Annotated in this window: 17 protein-coding genes; 8 read left to right on the top strand and 9 right to left on the bottom strand. The window is 70.1% G+C overall.

Features of this window, described 5'->3' with window-relative positions; all coding sequences use genetic code 11:
* Nucleotides 1-29: 29 nt before the first annotated feature.
* Nucleotides 30-1,088, top strand: a complete 1,059-nt coding sequence (locus SD37_RS29425; RefSeq protein WP_044855383.1) for an NAD(P)-binding domain-containing protein — start codon at nt 30-32, stop codon at nt 1,086-1,088.
* Here the strand turns inward: SD37_RS29425 and SD37_RS29420 are convergent.
* Nucleotides 1,057-1,923 (bottom strand): alpha/beta fold hydrolase, encoded by an 867-nt coding sequence (locus SD37_RS29420; protein ID WP_044855382.1) that lies wholly within the window; start codon nt 1,921-1,923, stop codon nt 1,057-1,059. The genes SD37_RS29425 and SD37_RS29420 overlap by 32 nt on opposite strands.
* A gap of 177 nt (nt 1,924-2,100) precedes the next feature.
* Between SD37_RS29420 and SD37_RS29415 the strand changes: the two genes are divergently transcribed.
* The 4 genes from SD37_RS29415 (at nt 2,101) to SD37_RS29400 (ending at nt 8,278) form a co-directional block, all read left to right on the top strand.
* Complete coding sequence (locus SD37_RS29415; RefSeq protein WP_044855381.1) at nt 2,101-5,901, top strand: non-ribosomal peptide synthetase family protein; 3,801 nt, start codon at nt 2,101-2,103, stop codon at nt 5,899-5,901.
* Nucleotides 5,902-5,923: 22 nt separating this feature from the next.
* The gene (locus SD37_RS29410) at nt 5,924-6,670 is read left to right on the top strand and encodes a maleate cis-trans isomerase family protein (protein WP_044855380.1); all 747 of its coding nucleotides are present in this window, start codon (nt 5,924-5,926) and stop codon (nt 6,668-6,670) included.
* A gap of 49 nt (nt 6,671-6,719) precedes the next feature.
* Nucleotides 6,720-7,298 (top strand): TetR/AcrR family transcriptional regulator, encoded by a 579-nt coding sequence (locus tag SD37_RS29405; RefSeq protein ID WP_044855379.1) that lies wholly within the window; start codon nt 6,720-6,722, stop codon nt 7,296-7,298.
* A gap of 122 nt (nt 7,299-7,420) precedes the next feature.
* Nucleotides 7,421-8,278, top strand: coding sequence for an NAD(P)-dependent oxidoreductase (locus tag SD37_RS29400; protein WP_044855378.1), 858 nt, complete (start codon nt 7,421-7,423; stop codon nt 8,276-8,278).
* A gap of 13 nt (nt 8,279-8,291) precedes the next feature.
* Here the strand turns inward: SD37_RS29400 and iolD are convergent, their stop codons facing one another.
* Genes iolD through SD37_RS29365 form a run of 7 tightly spaced genes read right to left on the bottom strand, consistent with a single transcriptional unit; the run spans nt 8,292 to nt 15,663 of the window.
* Nucleotides 8,292-10,136, bottom strand: a complete 1,845-nt coding sequence (iolD, locus tag SD37_RS29395; protein ID WP_174567863.1) for a 3D-(3,5/4)-trihydroxycyclohexane-1,2-dione acylhydrolase (decyclizing) — start codon at nt 10,134-10,136, stop codon at nt 8,292-8,294.
* Entirely contained in the window at nt 10,133-11,023 is an 891-nt protein-coding gene (gene iolB / locus SD37_RS29390) for a 5-deoxy-glucuronate isomerase (protein ID WP_044855377.1), read from the bottom strand. The genes iolD and iolB overlap by 4 nt, the downstream gene beginning before the upstream one ends.
* Nucleotides 11,020-11,952 carry a 5-dehydro-2-deoxygluconokinase gene (gene iolC, locus SD37_RS29385; protein ID WP_044855376.1) on the bottom strand — a complete coding sequence of 311 codons (933 nt, stop codon included), beginning with the start codon at nt 11,950-11,952 and terminating at the stop codon, nt 11,020-11,022. Before iolC ends, iolB begins: the two co-directional genes overlap by 4 nt.
* Nucleotides 11,949-12,734: an ATP-binding cassette domain-containing protein gene (locus SD37_RS29380; RefSeq protein ID WP_044855375.1), complete on the bottom strand. Its 786-nt coding sequence runs from the start codon at nt 12,732-12,734 to the stop codon at nt 11,949-11,951. Before SD37_RS29380 ends, iolC begins: the two co-directional genes overlap by 4 nt.
* Entirely contained in the window at nt 12,731-13,765 is a 1,035-nt protein-coding gene (locus SD37_RS29375; protein WP_044855374.1) for an ABC transporter permease, read from the bottom strand. The genes SD37_RS29380 and SD37_RS29375 overlap by 4 nt, the downstream gene beginning before the upstream one ends.
* Entirely contained in the window at nt 13,762-14,748 is a 987-nt protein-coding gene (locus SD37_RS29370; RefSeq protein WP_044855373.1) for a sugar ABC transporter substrate-binding protein, read from the bottom strand. The genes SD37_RS29375 and SD37_RS29370 overlap by 4 nt, the downstream gene beginning before the upstream one ends.
* Nucleotides 14,749-14,772: 24 nt before the next feature.
* The gene (locus SD37_RS29365) at nt 14,773-15,663 is read right to left on the bottom strand and encodes a sugar phosphate isomerase/epimerase family protein (protein WP_044855372.1); all 891 of its coding nucleotides are present in this window, start codon (nt 15,661-15,663) and stop codon (nt 14,773-14,775) included.
* A gap of 106 nt (nt 15,664-15,769) precedes the next feature.
* Here SD37_RS29365 and SD37_RS29360 point away from each other — a divergent pair, with 106 nt between their 5' ends.
* The 3 genes from SD37_RS29360 to SD37_RS29350 all read left to right on the top strand — a co-directional run bounded on the left by SD37_RS29360 (nt 15,770) and on the right by SD37_RS29350 (nt 18,390).
* On the top strand, nt 15,770-16,768 hold the full coding sequence (locus tag SD37_RS29360) for a LacI family DNA-binding transcriptional regulator (protein ID WP_044855371.1): 999 nt from the start codon (nt 15,770-15,772) through the stop codon (nt 16,766-16,768).
* Between the two features lie 13 nt (nt 16,769-16,781).
* A complete protein-coding gene (locus SD37_RS29355; RefSeq protein ID WP_044855370.1) occupies nt 16,782-17,783 on the top strand; it encodes a Gfo/Idh/MocA family protein in 1,002 nt (333 codons plus the stop codon).
* A 112-nt stretch (nt 17,784-17,895) separates the two neighbouring features.
* The gene (locus tag SD37_RS29350) at nt 17,896-18,390 is read left to right on the top strand and encodes a hypothetical protein (protein WP_044855369.1); all 495 of its coding nucleotides are present in this window, start codon (nt 17,896-17,898) and stop codon (nt 18,388-18,390) included.
* Between the two features lie 27 nt (nt 18,391-18,417).
* Here the strand turns inward: SD37_RS29350 and SD37_RS29345 are convergent, their stop codons facing one another.
* Complete coding sequence (locus tag SD37_RS29345; protein ID WP_065913010.1) at nt 18,418-21,405, bottom strand: AfsR/SARP family transcriptional regulator; 2,988 nt, start codon at nt 21,403-21,405, stop codon at nt 18,418-18,420.
* Nucleotides 21,406-21,465 lie beyond the last annotated feature (60 nt).

Here is a 21,465-nt window from a genome sequence, read left to right as displayed (position 1 = left end):
ATCGGGAGTCCGCCACCGTTGAACCCGATATGAAGGCGGATCACGAAGTCGACGTGGCGGTGATCGGGGCGGGCCAGGCCGGTCTCTCGGCGGCGTACCACCTGCGTCGCGCGGGATTCGCCAACGAGGCCGGCTTCGTCGTGCTCGACCACGGCAAACGACCCGGTGGCGCGTGGCAGTACCGCTGGCCTTCGCTGGTGATGGAGAAGGTCCACGGCGTCTACGACCTTCCCGGGATGGCCTTCGGCGTCCCGGATCCGAAACTGCCCGCCGCCGAAGTCGTTTCCGACTACTTCGGCCGTTTCGAACGCACCTTCGACCTTCCGGTCCATCGCCCCGTCGACGTCCTGTCGGTGAACGCCGAGGGCGACAGGCTGGTCGTCGCGAGCGCGGCCGAAACGTGGGCCGCCCGTGCGGTGATCAGCGCGACCGGCACCTGGGACCGGCCGTTCTGGCCGTACTACCCGGGACAGGAGACCTTCCGCGGCCGTCAGCTGCACACCGCCGACTACACCGGTGTCGGTGACTTCCGGAACAAGCGTGTCGTCGTGGTCGGCGGCGGGGCGTCGGCCGTCCAGCTGCTGCTGGAGATCGCGCCCCACGCCCGGTCGGCGCGCTGGGTGACCCGGCGCCCGCCGGTCTGGCGCGACGAGCCGTTCAGCGAGGACTGGGGCCGTGAAGCCGTCGCCAAGGTCGACCGGCGGGTCCGGGCCGGCCTGCCGCCGGAAAGCGTCGTCAGCGTGACCGATCTGGCGGTGACACCCGAGGTTCGGGCGGGGCTGGACGCGGGCATCCTCGACCGCCGCCCGATGTTCGAGCGGATCACCGCGGACGGCGTGGTGTGGGCGGACGGCACCTTCGAGCCCGCCGACATCATCCTGTGGGCCACCGGTTTCCGCGCCGCCATCGACCATCTCGCGCCACTGCGCCTGCGCGCGTCCGGGGGCGGCATCCGGATGGACGGCACCCGCGTCGTCGCCGAACCGAGACTGCACCTGATCGGCTACGGCCCGTCCGCCAGCACCGTCGGCGCGAACCGCGCGGGCCGCGCCGCCGTCACCGAGATCCGGCGGCTGCTCGGACGCTGAGGTCGTCGAGGATCCCGGCCAGTCCGGCGGGCTTCCGGAAGAAACCGGCGTGACTGCTCTCGAGGTCCCGGACGTCGAACGGGTTGTCCGGGGTGAGCGCGTCGCCCTCGGCGATGTAGCGGTCCTGCGCGGCGAGCGGCATCGAACGATCCTCGGTCAGCCGGACGAACGTACGCGGGATCCGGCCCCACGAATCCTTGTCGGCGCGCAGGTCCCACGTGGGGTCGGTCAGCCAGAAGACCTCGTCCGGTTGACTCGTCACTACGACCTGGAGGAATTCCTCTTCGGTGAGTTCACCGGCGATGGCGTCGCGCAGGGCCGCCCGTCCCGCGCGATCGGCGCCACGCCAGTTGATCCGGATGAACCCCTGGCGCGACGGGTCACCGACGAAAAGGGGTGCCAGCGCGGGGAAGAGTTCGGAGGACGCCCATTCGGGCAGCGCCGGGTATTCCCCGGGCGCGAGGTCCACCGGGCACTGGGCGGCGACGTAGACGAGCCGGTCGATCAGTTCGGGGATCGCGTTGGCGGCCGCGGTGACCGGGAGCCCGCCGAAGCTGTGCCCGACGAGGACGACCGGGCCGTGGGGGCGCACCCGCTGTACGGCGTCGACGACCGCCCCGGTGAAGTCGTCCGCGGTCAGGTCGCTCATCACCGACGGTTCGGCGGCGAAGGTTTCGAGGTCCTGCTCGTGGTAAGCCCTGGTGAAACCCGCGCCCCTGCCGGGGAGATCGAGGGCGAGCGTCCGATGCCCGCGTGAGGCCATCTCCCGCTGGATGGCCGACCAGGAGTGCGCCGAACTTCCCGAACCGTGCACGAAGACGAAAGTGGGAATCATGCTTCGAGTGTGGCGTGTTTTCCGCCCCTTGAGAGACCCGTCGCCCCAAAGGGCGGGGAAGAATGGTCGGCCGGGCGTATTCCGGATTAGCGATTATCGGCCGGTATCCCGGGCCGCTCTCCGCCACTCCTTTGACCGGGAAACAGAAACGACGGAATTCGCACTGGGGGATGCTTCATGACGTCTACCGAGAACGCCGCGCCTTTGCCCGGTATCCGTTCCGGGACCTGCCTTCCGGATCTGCTCCGGCAGTGGTCGGGAACGCGGCCGGACGCTCCGGCCGTGGTCGACGGTGACCGGGAACTGACCTTTCGCCGACTCGAAGAAGCGAGCCGGGAACTCGCCGCCCATCTCGCCGGTCTGGGGATCGGCGCGGACGATCTCGTCGGTCTTCACGTCGAGCCTTCCGCGGACCTGATGATCGGCGCGTGGGGAATCCTCACCGCGGGTGCCGCTTATCTGCCGTTGTCCCCGGAATACCCGGAAGAGCGGCTGCGCTACATGCTCGACGACAGCCGCGCCGGCGTCGTCGTCACGCAGCCGCATCTCGCCGGGCGGCTCGCCGGGCTGGTGCCCGCCGGGACGCGGATCGTGTCCGTGGCCGACGCCCGCGGCGCGACCGGCGACGTTCCGCGCGGTCCCCGGCCGGACTCGCTCGCGTACGTCATCTACACCTCGGGCAGCACCGGCAAGCCGAAGGGCGTGATGATCGAGCACCGCGGTGTCGTCTCCCAGCTGCGCTGGCTGCACGCGTGCGGTCATCTGGCCACGAGCGTCACCGTGCTGCAGAAGACACCGATGAGCTTCGACGCCGCGCAGTGGGAGATCCTGGCGCCCGCCGCGGGCGCCAGGGTGGTGATGAGCGCGCCCGGCGCCTTCCGGGATCCCGAAGCCCTGATCGACACCGTGGTGAAGCACGACGTCACCACCCTGCAGTGTGTTCCGACGCTGCTGCAGGCGTTGCTCGACACGGAACGCCTCGCGACCTGCACCACGGTGCGGAAGGTGTTCTCGGGCGGTGAGGCGCTTTCGCGTCAGCTGGCCAAGGAACTCACCCGCGAGTTGCCGTCGGCGCGGCTGGTCAACCTCTACGGGCCGACCGAATGCACGATCAACGCGACCGCCCAGCTCGTCGATCCGGACACGATCGACGAGGGCGCCGGGACGATCTCGATCGGCGTGCCGGTCGACAACACCCAGTGCTTCGTGCTCGACGACCGGCTCGCCCCGGTCGACATCGGGGAGACGGGTGAGCTGTACATCGGCGGGGTCCAGCTGGCCCGCGGCTACCTGAACCGGCCGGAGCAGACGCGCGAGCGGTTCGTGCCGAATCCGTTCGTGCCGACGGAACGGCTGTACCGCACCGGGGATCTCGCCTACTGGAACCCGGACGGCACCCTCCAGTTCGTCGGCCGTGCCGACAACCAGGTCAAGCTGCGCGGCCACCGCGTCGAACTGGACGAGATCGCCGTGGCGATCGAGGAGCACACCTGGGTGCGCCGGGCCGCGGCGGTGGTGACCGACGACGCGCGGACCGGCTCCAAGGCGCTCGTCGCCTGCGTGGAACTGAATCCGCGGGAAGCCGCGCTGATGGACCAGGGCAACCACGGCGGGCACCATCAGTCCAAGGCCAGCAAACTGCAGGTCAAGGCGCAGCTGTCCCATCCGGGGGTGCGCTCCGCCGCCGAGCTCGACGGCCGTCCGGTGCTCGCGCTGCCGGGAAAACGGGAGACCGGCCAGCAGCGGCGTGAGGTCTTCGCGCGCAAGACCTACCGGTACTACGAGGGCGGCACGGTCACCCGCGACGACCTCGCCGCGCTCCTGACGCCGGGCCCGGTCAGCACGTATTCGCGGGCACCCGGCGACCTTTCGTTCGCCGAACTGGGCGAACTGCTGCGATGGTTCGGCGAGTTCCGCAGCGACGAGCGGCTGCTGCCGAAGTACGCCTACGCCTCGCCCGGCGCGTTGTACGCGACGCAGGTGTACCTGGAGACCAGCGGCCTCGACGGGATCGGCGCCGGGATCCACTACTACCACCCGATCGACCACACGCTGGTCCACGTCGGGCCGAGCACGAACACCGGGCACTCGGTGCACTTCATCGGCCGCACCGCGGCCATCGAACCGGTCTACAAGAACAACATCCGTGAGGTCCTCGAATTCGAAGCGGGCCACATGGTCGGCGTCTTCGAGGAGATCCTGCCCGGATACGGCCTCACGATCAGCCCCTCGGCGGGCGACCCCGACGTGGCCGCCCGCCTCGGCGCCGCCGACGGCGACCATTACCTCGGCACGTTCTCCTGGCACGCCAACGACGGCAGGCCGCGACGGGACGACACCGAACTGTTCGTCCAAGCCCATCCGGACCGGGTCGAGGGGCTGCCCGCCGGTACCTACCGGTGGCGGGACGGGGATTTCGAGCGGCTTTCCGGCACGCTGATCGAGGCCAGGCACGTGATCGCGATCAACCAGCAGGTGTACGGGCGCGCGGCCTTCGGGATCACCGCCGTCAGCCGCGCGAACGAGGAACGGCTCGAGTACCTCGGTCTGGGCACGAAGCTGCATCACCTGCAGCGCAACGGTTCGGCGCTGGGCCTCATGTCCTCGGGCTACAGTTCGAAGAGCGGCAACCCGTTGCCCGCCGCCCGGCGGATCGACGACATCCTCGCCGGACAGGGGATCGCGCCCGGCCCGTCGTACTTCTTCCTGGGCGGCAAGGTGAGCCGGGAGCAACAGCGCAGTGCGGGAATGCGTGAGGACGCCGTGCACATGAAGGGCCCGGCGGAGATCATCCGGGACGAGCTGGCCCAGACCCTGCCGGACTACCTGGTCCCCAACCGTGTCCTCGTACTGGACGAGTTGCCGTTGACCGCCAACGGAAAGGTCGACGCCAAGGCGCTGGCGGAGTCCGACGTCGTCCGTTCCGCGAGCGGTGACACGCCGTACGTCGCGCCGTCGACGGATCACGAACGGTGGCTGGCCGAGGTATGGGGCAAGGCGCTGAAGTACGACGACGTCTCGGTGCGCGACGACTTCTTCGCCGCCGGGGGCAACTCGCTGATCGCGGTCTCCCTGGTGAACCGGATCAATCGCGAGTACGGCATCCGGCTGCCGCTCCAGGTCGTCTTCGAGTGCCCGAAGCTGGCCGATCTCGCCGCCCGCATCGGCGAGGACTCCGCCACGCCGTCTTCGCGGCTGGTCCCGCTGGCGGCCGGCGGTGGCAGCCCGGTGTTCTGCTGGCCCGGACTCGGCGGCTACCCGATGAACCTGCGGCCGCTGGCCACGGAAAACGGCCTGGGACGGCCGTTCTACGGAGTGCAGGCCCACGGAGTCAACGCGGACGAGACGCCCTACGCCACCGTCGAGGAGATGGCGAAGGCCGACGTCGCCGAGATCCGACGAGTCCAGCCGGAGGGGCCTTACACTTTGTGGGGCTACTCGTTCGGCGCCCGTGTCGCCTTCGAAGCGGCGTGGCAGCTGGAACAGCAGGGGCAGCGCGTGGACGACCTGCTGCTGATCTGCCCCGGCAACCCCGAAGTCGGGGGCGGCGGCGAACGGGTGGCGAGCTACACGAACCCGGCGTACCTGACGATCCTGCTCTCGGTCTTCCTCGGGTCGATCTCCGGGCCGGAACCGCTGGCCTGCCGGGAAACCGTCCGCGACGAAGAAGGTTTCGTGGCTTTCGTGGCGGACCTGCTGCCCGGCCTCGACGAACGGCTGATCCGGCGGATCATCCGCATCGTCGAGGAGACCTACGAGTTCGACTACAGCTTCCGCGAACTGGCGCGGCGGCGGATCGAGGCTCCGGTGACCCTCTTCAAGGCCGACGGCGACGACTACTCGTTCGTCGAGAACAGCTCCGGGTATTCGGCCACGCCGCCGGAGGTGATCACGCTCGACGGCGATCACTACAGCGTCTTGAAGCGTGACGGGGTCGCCGAACTGGTCTCGGCGATCCGCGCCCGGCCCGCTCGCTGAACCGACGAAGGGAGAACCAGCAGTGACCGACTCCCTCGGTCCCCGCCTCAAGGTCGGTGTCGTCGTCCCGTCCACCAACACCTCGGCCCAGCCGGAACTGGACGCGATGCGCCCCGACGGCGTCACCAACCACACGGGCCGGATGCTCATCGACGACGACCCCATGGTCGACGAGCCCGGTTTCGACCGGGTCATGCGCGGCATCCGGTCCTCGACGCATCCGGCGATCCGGAGTGTCGCCTGCTGCGATCCCGGCTGCGTGCTCATCGGGGTCTCCCCGGAAAGCTATTGGGAGGGAACGGAAACGCAGGGTCAAGTGCTGGCATCGATGCGGGCGGCCGCGGGTGGCAGGCCGGTGACGATGAGCCCGGAAGCGATCAAGGCCGCGCTGTCCGCCCACGACGTCCGCCGGATCGCGGTCATCACGCCGTACCTGCCGGTCGGCGACGATTCGGTGAGCCGGTTCTTCACCGACAGCGGCTACGACCTGCTGAGCGTCCAGGGCCTCGGAATGCCGAGCCCGGCCAAGATCTCCCACGTCTCCGAGACCGGACTCCGGGACGCGGTCAAGGAGATCGACAGCGCCGACGTCGAAGCGATCGTCCAGGTCGGGACCAATGTCGCGATGTCGCGGCTGGCCGCGGCGGCGGAATTCTGGCTCGGCAAACCGGTCCTCTCGAACAACACCGTCCTGTACTGGCACGCGCTGCGCCAGAACGGGATCGCCGACCGTGTGCGCGGCTTCGGCTCCCTGCTGGGGGAGCACTGAGCCGCGCGGGTATTTGACCGAGCATTACAGAACGTGCCATGCTGGCGGCATGCCCCGTCCCAAGGGATTCGATCCCACCGAGGTGCTCGACGCCGCCGTCGGCACGTTCTGGCGCAAGGGGTACGCGGCCACTTCGGCCCAGGACCTGGTCGAAGGCACCGGCCTGGGCCGGGGAAGCCTGTACCACTCGTTTTCGAGCAAGCAGCAGCTGTTCAAGGAGGCGCTGCGCCGGTACGAGGAAACGTCGGCCACGCGGGTGGAGGAGATGCTGACCGCTCCCGGCACCATCCGGGAGCGGATCCGGCGCGTGCTGATGGACGTGGTCGACGACGAGACGGGCTCCTCGGACGGGCACCGTGGCTGTCTCGCCGTCAACGCCGCCCTCGAACTCGGCGGGATCGACGACGAGGTCACCGCCCGCGTCCGCCACAACTTCGAACGAGTGGAAGACGCGTTCCACACCGAGTTCGCCGCCGCACGGCAGGAGGGCGAGATCGGCGCGGAACGTGATCCGCGGGCGCTGGCGCGGTTCACCCTCGCCGCGATGTACGGCCTGCGGGTGCTGGGGAAGACCGCGGACCGGCGGGCGCTCGCCCAGGTCGTCGAAACCACCATCCAGGCGTTCTGATGTTCCAGGTCTCGTAACCCCGCCCCCGCCGCAGCGCGGATTCCCCGTGAAAGCGTTCTTTAACGAACGTTCCATCAAGGCCGGGCCGTTCCCTGGCCCTGGAGAAGGAGTGAAAGCAGGACATGACGGTTTCCGTCGCGGTGCTCGGCACCGGCATCATCGGCGCCCCGGTGGCCCGCAACCTGAGCGCGGCCGGATTCAGCGTACGCGCCTGGAACCGCACCGCGGCCAAGGCCGAAGCCCTGTCCGGGGACGGTGTCCAGGCCGTCGCGAGTCCGGCGGAAGCCGTCGAGGGCGCCGCGGTCGTGATCACCGTCCTCACGGACGGCGCGGCGGTGCTCGAGGCGATCCGCGCGGCCGCCCCCGCCGCCGGCACGATCTGGGTGCAGCTCAGCACCGTGGGCGAGGCCGTCGACGAACTGGCCGCCTACGCCGACGAGCAGGGCCTCGTCTTCGTCGACGCGCCGGTGCAGGGAACCCGCCAGCCCGCCGAACAAGGCCAGCTGACCGTGATGGCGGCGGGCGCGGCCGAGGCGCGCGACACCGTCCAGCCACTGTTCGACGCGATCGGCAAGCGCACGCTGTGGGTCGGCGAGGACGGCCGCTCCGGCGCCGCGAGCCGGCTGAAGCTGGTGCTGAACACCTGGGTGCTCGCGCTGACCCACGGCGTCGGCGAGGCACTCGCCCTGGCCGAAGGTCTCGGCGTCGACCCGCGGCACTTCGTCGACGTCGTCACCGGGAGCCCGATGGACAACGGCTACTTCCAGGGCAAATCCGCCGCGATCCTCAAGAACGACTACACCACCGCCTTCTCCGTCGACAACGCGGAGAAGGACGCCCGGCTGGTGCTCGAAGCCGCGGCCCGCGCGGGTATCCGGATGGACGTCATCGAAGCCGGCCGTGCCCGCTTCGCCCGCGCGTCCCAGGCCGGGCACGGTGACGAGGACATGGCCGCCGGCTACTTCGCCAGCTTCGAGTAGCGCGTTCAGTCCTCTAAATGCGGCCCTCCAGGTACCTCACCTGGGCGGCCTTTCTCTCGTCGTAGCCTTCCCGGCCCGAAAGGTGCTCCGGAACGCCGACCTCCCACCAGGCGCCGGCCTCGGTCCACGAGTTCGGCTGGGTGCGCACGACGACCACCGCCGGTCGCTTCTCGGCCACGGCGGCTTCCCGTGCTTTCGCGTAGGCCGCCCGCACATCGTCCACAGAGGACGCGGTGAACACCGCGCACCCCAGCGATTCCGCGTGCCGCGCGAAGTCGACCCGCGGTGGCGACGGATGCGCCGTCCGGCAGTCGGCGAGGAGGTTGTTGAACGGCTTGCCTCCTTGCCCCTCCTGCAACCGGGCGATGACCGCGTAACCGTCGTTGTCGCAGACCACCGCCACGAACGGATGGCCGGCGAAGGCGGCCGAAAACAGTTCCGAGTTCAGCATCAGGTACGAGCCGTCGCCGAGCATCGTGGTCACCAGGCCACCGGTATGCGCCATCGCCGCGCCCCAGGCGCCCGCGAGTTCGTAGCCCATACAGGAGAATCCGTACTCGACGTCCATGCTGATCGAGCCCGATCCGCGCCAGCCGCCGATCAGCTCTCCCGGCATCCCGCCGGACGCGGTCATCACGTAGTCCCGCGGTTCGGAGAGGTCGTTGACCACGCCGACGACCTGGGCGTAGGTCGGGACCTCGCCGGAAACGGCGCGCAACGAGTCGATCCGCGCGTCCCACCGGCGGCGTTCCGTGGCGGCGCGCTCGGTCCACGAAGTCTCGACCTGCCAGCTTTCCAGCTGGGCCGCCAGCTCCGCGAGGCTCGCGTCGGCGTCGCCCACGACGGGCATCGCGCCGTGCTTGACCGCGTCGAACCGGGCGGCGTTCAGGGTGATCAGCCGGACACCGGGGGAGAAGACCGTCCACGACGCCGTGGTGAAGTCCTGCAACCGGGTCCCGACGGCCAGGACGACGTCGGCCTCGGCGGCCAGCACGTTCGCCGACGTCGAGCCGGTGACGCCCAGCGGACCGGCGTGCAGCGGATGGTCGTGGGGGACCAGGGTGCGCCCGGCCGTGGTTTCGGTGACCGGGACGCCGTGGCGCTCGGCGAAGGCCATCGCCCGCGCGCCGGCACCGGAATACCGGACCCCGCCCCCGAGCACCAGCAACGGTTTCCTGGCCGACCGCAGCACGCCCGCCGCCTCGGTGAGGGCGCGGCGATCCGGGCGGGGACGCTGCGGGCAATGGGTCACCGGCGCGAACAGCGCGTCCGGGAAGTCGTAGGTCTCCACCTGGACGTCCTGGGGCAGCGCCAGCGTCACCGGACCCGCGTCCGCCGGATCGGTCAGCACCCTGGCGACCTGCGGCAGCGTCGAAAGCAGTTGTTCCGGCCGGGTGATCCGGTCGAAGTACCGGCTCACCGCGCGGAAGGCGTCGTTGACCGTGGCCGTCGGATCGCCGAAATGCTCGACCTGCTGGAGCACCGGATCCGGCGCGCGGCCGGTGAAGGTGTCGCCGGGGAGCAGCAGCAGGGGCAGCCGGTTGGCGTGCGCGACCCCGGCCGCGGTGACCATGTTCAGCGCGCCGGGCCCGATCGACGAGGTCACCACGCCCACCTGGCGCCGGTGCGTGGCCTTGGCGTAGCCGACGGCCGCGAGCGCCATGCCCTGTTCGGTCTGGCCACGCCACACCGGCAGCTCGTCGCGGTGCTCCTCCAGCGCGGTACCGAGGCCCAGTACGTTGCCGTGCCCGAAGATCGCGAACACCCCGGGGAACAGCGGCACCTCCCGGCCGTCCAGGGTCTCCGACCGCTGGGCGAGCAGCCAGCGCACCAGCGCCTGTGCGGTGGTCAGCTTCATGACACCCGTCCTTCGTGGCTCGTGACCGGGCAGCGCGGGTCGGCTTCCTGGCCGTCCCAGGTCTCGCGGACCCAGCCGTGCGCGGGGTCGTCGCAGAAGGCCATCGACCGTTCGGCCGCGGGCCCGGCCAGGACGTTCAGGTAGTACATCGGATACCCCGGGGCGGCGACACAAGGACCGTGATAGCCACGCGGGATCAGGAAGACGTCGCCGTCGCGGACCGCGACGTCCTCGTCCAGCTCACCGTCCGAAGTGTACGTCCGATGGAGGCCGAAGCCCTCGCGTGAAGGGGTCACGCCGTCACGGCCGGCGATGCGGAAGTAGTAGATCTCCTCGTTGACGACCTCGCATTCGGACACCTCGTCGTGTTTGTGCGGCGGATAGGACGACCAGTTGCCGCCGGGGGTGATCAGCTCGCACGCGTTGAGCTTGTCGGCGTGGTCCCACACCCCGGGCACCCCGAAGTTGGTGACCTGCCTCGTCGCCTGCCCGGCGCCGCGCACCTCCACCGGCACGTTCTCCGCCGGCCCGTAGCGAGGTTCGAAACGGCGGGTGCAGCGCGCCATCGGTAGCGCCAGCTCGATGCCGCCGGCCGTCGACAACTCGACTTCGGCGTCGCGTGGCACGTAGGCGAAATCCGTGACCCGGCTGAACACCGAGTCGCGTCCGGTGAGTTCGAAGACAGCTCCGTCGACGCGGACCGTGCACGCGCCGGACAGCGGCAGGACAAACGCTTCGTACTCGCCCGTGCGCACCACCCGGGACTCCCCGGCGGCCAGCGAGAGGACCCTCAGGCCGCTGTAGTCCCAGCCCGCCGAGTCCGGGGTGAGCCGGACCGGGTCCCGCTCGTCCGAAAGTGTCCCGAGTGGACGGTGCAGCTTGCTCACAGCAACTCCTCGATCTCGTCGGCGGTGGGCATGGCGTCGGCGCAGGCGAGCCGGGAAGCGACGAGCGCGCCCGCCGCGTTGGCGTAGGCGGCGATGCGCACCGGATCCCAGCCGGACAGCAGACCGTGGATCAGCGCACCACCGAATCCGTCACCGGCGCCGAGGCCGCAGACGACGTCGACCCGCTGCGGCGGCACCGTCCAGCGTCCCTCGGAGGTGGCCACCAGGACACCCTCGGCCCCCTTCTTGATCACCGCCAGCCCGACGCCCCTGGCCAGCATCCGGGACGCGGCCTCGTCGGGATCCGCCGTGCCGACGGCGACCTCCGCCTCGGCGCGGTTGCCCACGGCGACCGTGACGTGGTCGAGCATCCAGCCGATCTCTTCGCGCGCTGTCGCGGTGTCGGGCCAGAACATCGGCCGGAAGTCGAGGTCCAGCACGGTATGCGACCGGCGCCCGCGCCGCCGGAGCATTTCGCGCTGTGTGCCGCGTGCAGGTTCGACGGACACGCCGGTCCCGGTGACCCACAACAGCGGCACCGTTTCCACGATGTCCCAGGGCACGTCGGCCTCGCCGAGGGTCAGATCCGGCGCGATCGGGGCGCGGTAGAAGAGCAGCGGCGGATCCGACGGCGGGTTCAGTTCGCAGAACACCACCGGCGTCTGCAGGCCCGCCGAGGTCCCGACGTGGTCGGGCGACACGCCGAACTCCCGCAGGGCCTGCCGTACGTAGTCACCGAACCCGTCCGGGCCGACCTTCGTCAGGACCGACGTCGACCGGCCGAGCCGCGCGGCGGCGACCGCGACGTTGGTCGCGGTGCCGCCGAGCGATTTGGCGAAGGTGCTGACCCCGGCCAGCGGCACGCCGCTCTGCTCGGGGTAGAGGTCCACCCCGACCCGGCCGACGGTCAGTGCTTCGAGAGTGGTCATGAAGGGGACTCCACGGCTCGCAATTCGTGTTCGAGGGCTTCCAGTTCCGCGCCGCCCGCCATCTGCCGGGTCAGTTCGGGCAGGTCGATCTCGGACTTCTCGTAGCTGCCGAGCGGCGCACCCCGTTTGAGCAGCAGGAACCTGTCGGCCACGGGATAGGCGTGATGCGGGTTGTGCGTGATCAGCACGACGCCGAGGCCGCGGTCGCGGGCCTGCGCGACGTACTTGAGCACGACACCCGCCTGTTTCACGCCCAGCGCCGCCGTCGGCTCGTCGAGGATGAGCACCTTCGCCCCGAAGTGCACCGCCCGCGCGATGGCGACGCACTGCCGCTCGCCGCCGGACAGCGTGCCGACCGGCTGCTCCACGTCACGCAGGTCGATGCCCATGTCGGACAACGCCTTCTTGGTCGTCTCACGGCCCTTCTTCCGGTCCAGCGCCCGGAACGGGCCGAAACCGACCGTCGGTTCGGAGCCGAGGAAGAAGTTCCGCCACACGCTCATCAGCGGTACGACCGCCAGATCCTGGTACACCGTCGCGATACCGCGGTCGAGCGCCTCACGGGGCGAGGCGAACCTGACCGGTTCGCCCTCGACCAGGAACTCGCCCTTGTCGTGCTGGTGGACCCCGGACAGGATCTTGATCAAAGTGGACTTGCCCGCCCCGTTGTCACCGAGCACGCAGGTGACCTCGCCCGCGTCGACCACGGTGGACACGTCCCGCAAGGCGATCACGCTGCCGTAGGTCTTGCCGACGTCCTTGACCTCGAGGAGATGACTCATCGCCGTACCCTTTCCGCGCGCCGCCGGAAGGCGTTGTTGACCAGGACCGCGGACAGCAGCATCACGCCGAGGAACAACATGAACCAGTCGCTGTCCCAGCGGGCGAACACGATGCCCTGCCGTGCCATGCCGAAGATCAGCGCGCCGATCGCGGCGCCGAGCGCCGAACCGAATCCGCCGGTCAGCAGGCAGCCGCCGATCACGGCCGCGATGATGTACTGGAACTCCAGTCCGATGCCCTGGTTCGCCTGGACGCTCGCGAACCGCAGGATGTTGATCGAGCCGACCAGCCACGCGGCGAGCGCGGTGGTCATGAACAGCATGATCTTGGTGCGCACCACCGGAACGCCGACCGCGCGCGCACTCGGCGCGGAGCCGCCGACGGCGAAGACCCAGTTGCCGAGCCGGGTCCGGACCAGCAGCCAGGCCGCCACCAAGGCGAACCCGATCCACCAGACGATCGAGATCTGGAACGCCGTCCCGCCGATGTCCACTGTGGACGCGAAGACGAAACCGGCGGACTCGTAGCCGTCGGTCGCGCGCATCCCGGAGACCTGGACGGTGCCGGTGACCAGCCGCGTGACGCCGAGGTTGAGCCCCTGCAACGCCAGGAACGTGCCCAGGGTGACGATGAAACTGGGCAGTCCGGTGCGCAGAACCAGCCAGCCGTTGAACGCGCCGACCGCGAGCGCGAAGACCAGCGAGGCGAGCAACGCGAGCCAGACGTTCCAGCCCGCCTGCGTCGCCAGAGTGGCGGTGACGAGCGCGGTGGACGCCGTCATGACACCGGCCGAAAGGTCGAACTCGCCGCCGATCATCAGCAGGGAGACGGCGACCGCCATGATGCCGAGCGTCGAGGCGTCGTCCAGCCAGGTCGCCACCCCACTGCCGCTGAAGAACTGGTCCGTGACGAGGGTGAAGAACAGGAAGACCACGACGGCGCCGAGTAGCGCGCCGATCTCGGGCCGGACGATCAGCCGGTCGAGCAACCGCGGTTTCGCGATCCGTTCGTCGAGGGTGGTGCTTGTCATCGCGTGCCCCTTTGCACGTACTGGCCGACGGTGTCCACAGTGGATTTGTCGACCAGGTCGGGCCCGGTGAGGACCGGCTTCCCGCCGCCGACGACGTTCGCGTTGTCCCGGTAGAGCTTGAGGAACTGCACCGGGAGGTAACCCTGCTCGTACTGCTGCTGATCGACCGCGAAGACCACGTCGCCGGACTTGATGGCGCCCACCACGTCGGTGTTGAGGTCGAACGTGCCGACCTGCGCCCGCGAGCCGACCGCCTTGATCGCGCTCACCGCCCGCGCGGCGACCTGCGAGTTCAGCGTCAGCACCGCGTCGAGTGAGGAATCGGTCTGCACCGCGCCCCGGATCCGGGATTCCGCGTCGGCCGGGTTGCTGATGTCGACCTGGAGCGTCTGAACGTCGCCCGCGAACCCGGTCTTGGCGCCGTCACAGCGCTGAGCCTGCCCGATGTTGCCTGCTTCGTGGATCACGCAGAGCAGTTTCTTCTTGCCGAGTTCCCTGAACTTCTTCCCGGCCTCCTCGCCGGCGATGGACTCGTTCTGCCCGACGTGGGTGAGCGCGCCGTAGGCGGCGCTCTTGTCCTCGCCGGAGTTGATGGTGATGACCGGGATCCCCGCGCGGACCGCGTTCTCGACCGAGGTCTTGAGCGCTTCGGGGTTGGCCATGGACACCACCAGCCCGCCGACCCGCTGGGCGACCGCATTGTCGACCAGTTTGGCCTGGTTTCCGGGATCCCCGTCGGAGTTGTACTCGACCTGGACCCCGAGCTGCCTGCCCGCCTCCTCGGCACCGTTCTTGACCACGTTCCAGAAGGCGTCACCGGCGGTGCCGTGCGAGATGACCGCGACCCGCAGTGGCCCGGCGGGCTGAGTCGTCACCGGGGCGGCGCCCTCGGCGCGTTTCTCCTCGGCCTTCGGCCCGGTGCACGCGGACAGGAGCATCAGCCCCGCCACGGCCACCAGAAATACTTTCAAGCGATGGGACATCGTCGTCTCTCCTCGCTTCTTCCGTTACCTGGCAGCCGGGAGCCGGCTGACGATCTCACCGAGATGGGCCAGGCTCCTGGTCACATCCCGTTTCGGCAGGTCTTCCGGGCTCCCCTCGCTCAGCGCTGTGTCCTGCTCGAGGACGTACCACCCGGCATAGCCCGCCTCGTGGACGGACCTGACCATCGCTTCGATGTCGACGTCCCCTTCGCCCAGCGGGACGTACAAACCTTTGCCCACCGCTTCGGCGTAGGGAAGCCTTCCGGCGCGGACGTCTTCGGCGAGTTCGCCGCGGACGTCCTTGAGGTGCAGGTGACCGACCCGGCCGGGATGGCGGCCGGCCAGCGCGACCGGGTCGGTGCCGCCGATCAGGAGATGCCCGGTGTCCAGGCACAGCGGGAGATCGGAATCGGCGAGGAAGCGCTCGACCTCGTCCTCGGTCTCCACGTGGGTCCCCACATGCGGATGCAGCACGGTGCGAAGTCCATGGCGTGCGCCGATCTTCGCGATCTCGCCCGAGGTTTCGATCAGGGTCGCCCATTCGGCGGCGGTCAGTTCCGGCCGGTCGTCGTAGCCGTCGAGCCCCGTGGCGGCGGCGAGCACGAGCATGTCGCCACCGCACGCGGCGAACAACGCCGCGGACTCCTCCGCCTCCGCCAAGGCGGCCTCGGGATTCTCGTGCAGGACGACGGCGAGAAAACCGCCGACCAGTTCCAGCCGGTGTCCGCCGAGCAGCGCGCGCAGCGCGGCCGGGTCGCGCGGGAGATACCCGGGAGGGCCGAGTTCGGTGGCGCGCACCCCCAGTTCCGCCATCTCGCCCAGTACGGTCCCCGCGTCGAGAACGCGGCCCCAGCCGGGGACTTCGCAGACACCCCAGGAGATCGGGGCGGCGGCGATTCGGATCCGGGATGTCATCGGCGACCTCCGGTAGGGGAGTGGATTAGAGCGCTCTATTGATTAGAGCGCTCTAATCATGTAGCGTCCGTCACAGTAAAGTCAAGGGCGGGGAGGACACTCGGAGATGGCACGACCGACGATGGAGGACGTCGCCGCGAAAGCGGGGGTTTCCCGTGCGCTCGTGTCACTGGTGATGCGGAACGCGCCGAACGTCTCCGACGAACGGCGGACGCGAGTGCTGTGCGCGGCGCACGAACTCGGCTACGAACCGCACGCGATGGCCAGGTCGCTGGCCAGCCGGACCTCGACCGTCCTCGGCGTGATGGTCTCCGATCTGCGCAACGCGTTCTTCGCCGACGTCGTCGAAGGGCTCGACGCGGCGGCCGAGGCGGCGGGCTTCAACCTGATCCTCAACACCGGTGGCCGCAGTCCCGCCCGTGAACGGGCCGCGCTGCGGAACCTGCTCTCCTTCCGGCCCGCCGGGGTGATCCTGCTGTCGCCGGTGCTGCCAGCGGCGGCGATCGAGGAAGCGGCCGGACAAGGTCCCGTCGTCCTCGTCTCGCGCAGCTCACGTGTACGAGGGGTGGACACGGTGAACGACGACGGCGAGGCGGGGTCCGCGCTGGCCGTCGAGCATCTGGTCTCCTTGGGGCATCGGCGGATCGCCCATCTGGACGGCGGGGTCGCGGCCGGAGCGGCGGCCCGGCGGCGGGGATATCAGCGGGCGATGCGGCGGCATCGGCTGCATCCGCTCATCGTGCGCAGCGAACACACCGACACCGCCGGGGAGAAGGCCGTGCACGAACTGCTCGGCGACCACACCCGGGAGACGCTGCCGACGGCCTTGGTGGCGGGCAACGACTTCAACGCCGTCGGCGCGATCTCCGCACTGGAAGAGGCGGGCCTGCGGGTGCCGGAGGACGTTTCGGTCGTCGGCTACGACAACACCTCGCTCGCCGCGCTGCGCCATCTCTCCCTGACCACCGTGGACCAGCCGCGCACCGAAATGGGACGGCTGGCCGTCGAGGCCCTGCTCGAACGGATCCGGGGCGAACGCACCGAACCGGTCCGCCATCTGCTGCATCCGTCGCTGGTGGTCCGCTCCACCACCGCCCCGCTTTAGAAAGGTCACGAGAATGAGGTTGGGACTCGCCGGCACCGGCCGGATCGGCACTTCGCACGCCGAAACCTTGAAGGGCTTCGACGAGGTTTCGTCCGTGATCGTGGCCGACGTCGACGCCGGACGTGCCCGGTCGGCCGCGGCCAAGCTCGGCGTCGAGGCCGCGGACGACCTCTCCGCGCTCTTCGCGTCCTCTTTGGACGGACTGGTGATCACGGCCGCCACGGACGCGCATCCGGAACTGATCCTCAGGGCCGTGGACGCGGGGATCCCGGTGTTCTGCGAGAAACCCGTCGCCGCCGACATCCCCGGCACGCTCGCGGTGATCGACAAGATCTCCGCTTCGGACGTCCCGGTGCAGATCGGTTTCCAGCGCCGGTTCGACGGCGGCTACGCGGCCGCCCGGGCCGCGGTGGCGTCGGGTGAGCTGGGCTGGCTGCACACCTTGCGCGCGACCACCTTGGATCCGGCGCCGCCTCCCGCGGAGTACGTCGCGCATTCCGGCGGCCTGTTCCGTGACTGCGGGGTGCACGACTTCGACGTCGTCCGGTTCGTCAGCGGCCGCGAGGTCGTCGAGGTGTACGCGGTCGGGGCGAACAAGGGCGAGCGGTTCTTCGTCGACGCCGGTGACGTCGACACCGCGGCCGCGACCCTGACCCTGGACGACGGCACGCTGGCCGTCGTCTCGCTGACCCGCTACAACGGCGCCGGCTACGACGTACGGTTGGAGGTGCTCGGCTCGGCCGGGAACGCCGTGGTGGGCCTGGACGAGCGCACGCCGCTCACCTCGGTGGAACCCGGGGTCCAGCCGTTGCCCGGCCCGGCCTACCCCGGGTTCATGGAACGCTTCCGCCCCGCGTACGTCAGCGAGCTGAAAGCGTTCCTCGACGTCGCCGCCGGTCGCGCGCCGAGCCCGTGCGGAGCGGCGGACGCGCTGGAGGCGTTCTACATCGCCGAGGCCTGCGAGGTCTCGCGCCGCGAACGCCGCCCGGTCCGCGTCGAGGAGGTGCGCGTCTGAAGGAGAGACAGCTTGCTGCCACCGGCTGCCGCCCTCGGTGACCCCTCGCTACAGTGACCGCGGATCATGACGGGCGGCGGGTTTCGTGTCGCCGGAACGCGCGAGGAGTGCGATGCAGCCGAATCCGCCCCAGCACGGGTTACCTCAGTACGGGTTACCTCAGTACGGTCTGCGGCCCAAGCCGAGGGCGAACACCGCGGCCGCGGTGACCGCCGGGATCCTGGGCGTCCTCACCGCCTGCATGCTCGTCTGGTTCGTGCTGTACAACGTCATCTACGCCAGTGCGCCCGAGGGCGGCTGGTCCGGCCAGGTGATGCAGAACGTCGTCTTCGGCGTCATCGCCGCCGTGGTGCTGATGGTCGCGGCGGCGTTCACGTTCGCCCGCAGGATTCCCGGTGCGTGGACACTGTTCGGGTTCTGCGTGTTCTACGTGATGGCGGTCCTCGTGGCGACGCCGCTGCTGTGGGGAACGCCTTTGAGCACGCACCTCAAGTGGATCTTCGGCTTCCAGAAGAGCAACGGTGTCGCGATCGCGCTGGTGATCATCTTCGGGATCCTGACGGCGATCACGGCGGCGATCGCGGGCAGCGTGAAGTCCCGCGGCTGAGCGGGGTCGTGAGTGCCTTGCCCCGTGCTAAAGCTCGTCCAGGATCAGCTTCGCGCGTTCCTCGACGAGCCGGTAGCCGGAGCGCGAGGCGAGTTCCAGCGCCAGTTCGCCGTGCGTCCTGGCTTCCGCGAGCTTTCCCAGTTCGCGCAGGGTTTCCGCGAGCCCGGTGCGAGCGGCGGCCTCGCACCAGAAGAAACTCGTCGTGCGCGCGATCGACAACGCGAGCCGGTGGTGTTCGGCCGCCTCTTCGGGACGGCCGAGCCGCAGGCACACTTCGCCGAGTCCGACGAGCGTCCAGGCTTCGGTGCCCCGGTCGCCGATCTTGCGGGTGAGTTCGACGGCTTCGAGCGCGTCCGTGCGGTTCTGCTCGCTCGGGTCCTGCCTGCTTTCGAGTACGGCCCTGCCGGAGAGGGCCGTGGCTTCGCCGTAGGTGTAGCCGAGTTCGCGGTTGGCCGCGAGCGCGCGGGTGTAGAACTCGTAGGCCTCGTCGAGCAGGCCGAGATCGCGGTGCACGTTGCCGAGGTCGACCAGCAGGACGGCGACGCTGAACCGCGCGCCGTCCCGTTCGGACACCGCGAGCGCGCGGGTGAAGTTGGCGAGTGCCTCGTCGAGCTGACCGGTCTGCCAGTACGGGAAACCGAGGTTAGCGAGCGCCATCGAGACGCCCGGCATGTTGAGTTCTTCGCACAGTCGCAGGGATTCCAGCCCGCAGCGGATCGCCTCCTGCGGATCGCCGAGGCGCTGGTGCACCGCGCTCAGGTTGTTAAGCACGGCCGCGCGGCCCGCGTCCCAGCCTTTGAGGAGGTCTCCGCGCAAGGCGCTGGTGAGGTGTTCGCGCGCCTCGTCGTAGCGGCCGGAGTTGACGCAGGCGAGGGCGATGCTCAGGTGCATAGCGGCCTGGGCTTGTCCGGCCCCGTCGCGGCGGGCGGCCTTGAGCGCAGTCGACGCGGTGTCGATCCATTCCGCGTGATGGCCGCGCTGGTGGAAGAAGGCGCGAAGCGCGTCGGCGAGATGCCACGAGAACTCTGGCGGGCCGTGTTCGGCGCTGTGCTCGACGGCGGCGGCGAGGTTCGGCCACTCGGCGTCCAGCCAGGTCAGCGCCTCGTCGGTGTCGGCGAAGGGGTTCTCGTCCGGCTCTTCGCGTGGCAGCCGCAGGAAGTGGGGGATGAGCACGCGGCCGGCGGCGTCGGCGGTGGTCAGATAGCTCTCGAAGAGCCGCCTCTCCGCCGTGTCGCGTTCGGTCTTCGGGTCCTCGGACAGCGTGCGGCCTGCCGCGAAACTGCGGAGAAGGTCGTGGAACCGGTAGCGGCCGGGTGTGTAGCGCTCGACGAGGTGAGCCGCCGCGAGCGCCTTGAGCTGCTGGTTCGCCCGGGACAGCGGGGCGCCGGTCAGCGCCTGCGCGGCGGGCGCGGTGAACGTCTGGCCGGGGACGAGCGCGAGCCTGCGGAACAGCACGCGGTGCTCCTCGGGCAGTGCCCGGTAGGAGACGCCGAACGCGGTGGTCACCGCGCTTTCCTCGGCGCCGTCGACGGTCAGTTCCGCGAGCGGGTCACCGACGGCCAGTTCACGGGCGAGTTCGGCGATCTCGGGTTCGCCGCTCGCGCCGAGGTTGGCCGCCGCGATCCGCAGGGCGAGCGGGAGATGCCCGCACAGCCGGGCCAGCTCGGCCGCCGCGCCCGCCTCGGCGGCGACGGTTTCGCTGCCGAGTACGGCTTCCAGCAGGTGCCGCGCGTCTTCGGCGGGCAGTACGGACAGCGGGAGCGCGCGGGCGCCGGTGCGGGCGATGAGATCGCCGAGCCGCTGGCGGCTGGTGACCAGGACGGTGCCCGACGGCGGCAGCAGCGGCATGACCTGCCCGGTGTCGCGCACGTTGTCGAGGACGAGAAGGACCCTCTTGTCGGCGAGCAGGGAACGGAGGAGCGCGGCCCGGGTGTCGGTGTCCGGTGGGATCGCCTTCGGTGCGGTGCCGAGTGCCTGCAGCAGCTGGGTGAGCGCGACCGCCGGGGTGAGCGGCTCGTGGTCGGGGTCGAAGCCCCGCAGGTCGAGGTAGAGCTGGCCGTCGGGGAACGCGTCGCGGACGCGGTGGGCCCAGCGGACGGCGAGCGCGGTCTTGCCGACCCCGGCGGTCCCGCTGATCACCCAGATGTCCGTGCCCTCGCCCGCCGGCCGGGTCGCCTCGTCGAGCCGGTCCAATTCGGCCGCGCGTCCGGCGAACCCGCGGACGTCGTGCGGCAACTGCGCCGGGCGGACCGGTTCGGGTTTGACCGCGCTCCGCACCGGTTCGAGAGCCGGGTCCTCCGCGAGGATGGCGGCTTCGAGTTTGCGCAGCTCCGGGGACGGATCGAGGCCCAGTTCGGTAGCGAGCCTGTCGCGCAGGGAGCGGAAGGCTTCGAGCGCGTCGTCGGTGCGGCCTTCGCGGTGCAGGGCGAGCATGAGCTGCCCGACGAACCGCTGGCGCAGGGGATGCGCGGCGACCAGCCCGGTCAGCTCCGCGAGCCCCTCCCGGCCGCGGCCGAGCCGCAACTGGGCCTCGGCGCGATCCTCCAGTGCGGTCCAGCGCGCTTCGTTGATACCGCCGCGGAGCCGCTGGGCGACCTCGCCGCTCACGACGTCGGACAACGCCTCGCCGCGCCACAAGCCGAGCGCCTCGTCCAGGAGTTCGACGGCGGTCTCGTCGTCGGCCTTGCGGGCCCGCGCGGTCAGCTCGGTGAAGCGGTGCAGGTCGACCTGGCGGGGATCGACCTTCAGCAGGTACCGGGTTCCTTCGGAGACGATCTCCGGCCCGCCCGCGCCGCGGAACACCGCGCGCAGCCTGGACACCAGCGCTTGAACGGTGTTCCGGGCACTCGCCGGCGGTCGTTCGGGCCAGAGCAGATCGATGATCCGGTCGCGCGGTACCGGCTTGCCCGCCTCCAGTAGCAGCACCGCCAGCACGAGCCGTTGTTTGGGCGAACCGAGATCCACCGGGCCGCCATCGGCCCACGCCTCGACGGCGCCGAGGACGCGGAACTCCACGCGGCCACCTCCGCTCACCCTCGTCAGAGCCTGCAAGCGTAGTGCAAGCGCCCTGCATCC

The sequence above is a fragment of the Amycolatopsis orientalis genome (assembly GCF_000943515.2).
Lineage (GTDB): Bacteria > Actinomycetota > Actinomycetes > Mycobacteriales > Pseudonocardiaceae > Amycolatopsis > Amycolatopsis orientalis.
The sequence above is the reverse complement of the archived record's forward strand: the minus strand, read 5'-3'. Positions and strand labels throughout refer to the sequence as shown.

Excerpts from the sequence above, each read along its gene's own strand:
- SD37_RS29425 (WP_044855383.1), top strand. The coding sequence starts at position 30 with ATGAAGGCGGATCACGAAGTCGACGTGGCGGTGATCGGGGCGGGCCAG.
- SD37_RS29420 (WP_044855382.1), bottom strand. The coding sequence starts at position 1,923 with ATGATTCCCACTTTCGTCTTCGTGCACGGTTCGGGAAGTTCGGCGCAC.
- SD37_RS29415 (WP_044855381.1), top strand. The coding sequence starts at position 2,101 with ATGACGTCTACCGAGAACGCCGCGCCTTTGCCCGGTATCCGTTCCGGG.
- SD37_RS29405 (WP_044855379.1), top strand. The coding sequence starts at position 6,720 with ATGCCCCGTCCCAAGGGATTCGATCCCACCGAGGTGCTCGACGCCGCC.
- SD37_RS29400 (WP_044855378.1), top strand. The coding sequence starts at position 7,421 with ATGACGGTTTCCGTCGCGGTGCTCGGCACCGGCATCATCGGCGCCCCG.
- iolD (WP_174567863.1), bottom strand. The coding sequence starts at position 10,136 with ATGAAGCTGACCACCGCACAGGCGCTGGTGCGCTGGCTGCTCGCCCAG.
- iolC (WP_044855376.1), bottom strand. The coding sequence starts at position 11,952 with ATGACCACTCTCGAAGCACTGACCGTCGGCCGGGTCGGGGTGGACCTC.
- SD37_RS29380 (WP_044855375.1), bottom strand. The coding sequence starts at position 12,734 with ATGAGTCATCTCCTCGAGGTCAAGGACGTCGGCAAGACCTACGGCAGC.
- SD37_RS29375 (WP_044855374.1), bottom strand. The coding sequence starts at position 13,765 with ATGACAAGCACCACCCTCGACGAACGGATCGCGAAACCGCGGTTGCTC.
- SD37_RS29370 (WP_044855373.1), bottom strand. The coding sequence starts at position 14,748 with ATGTCCCATCGCTTGAAAGTATTTCTGGTGGCCGTGGCGGGGCTGATG.
- SD37_RS29365 (WP_044855372.1), bottom strand. The coding sequence starts at position 15,663 with ATGACATCCCGGATCCGAATCGCCGCCGCCCCGATCTCCTGGGGTGTC.
- SD37_RS29360 (WP_044855371.1), top strand. The coding sequence starts at position 15,770 with ATGGCACGACCGACGATGGAGGACGTCGCCGCGAAAGCGGGGGTTTCC.
- SD37_RS29355 (WP_044855370.1), top strand. The coding sequence starts at position 16,782 with ATGAGGTTGGGACTCGCCGGCACCGGCCGGATCGGCACTTCGCACGCC.
- SD37_RS29350 (WP_044855369.1), top strand. The coding sequence starts at position 17,896 with ATGCAGCCGAATCCGCCCCAGCACGGGTTACCTCAGTACGGGTTACCT.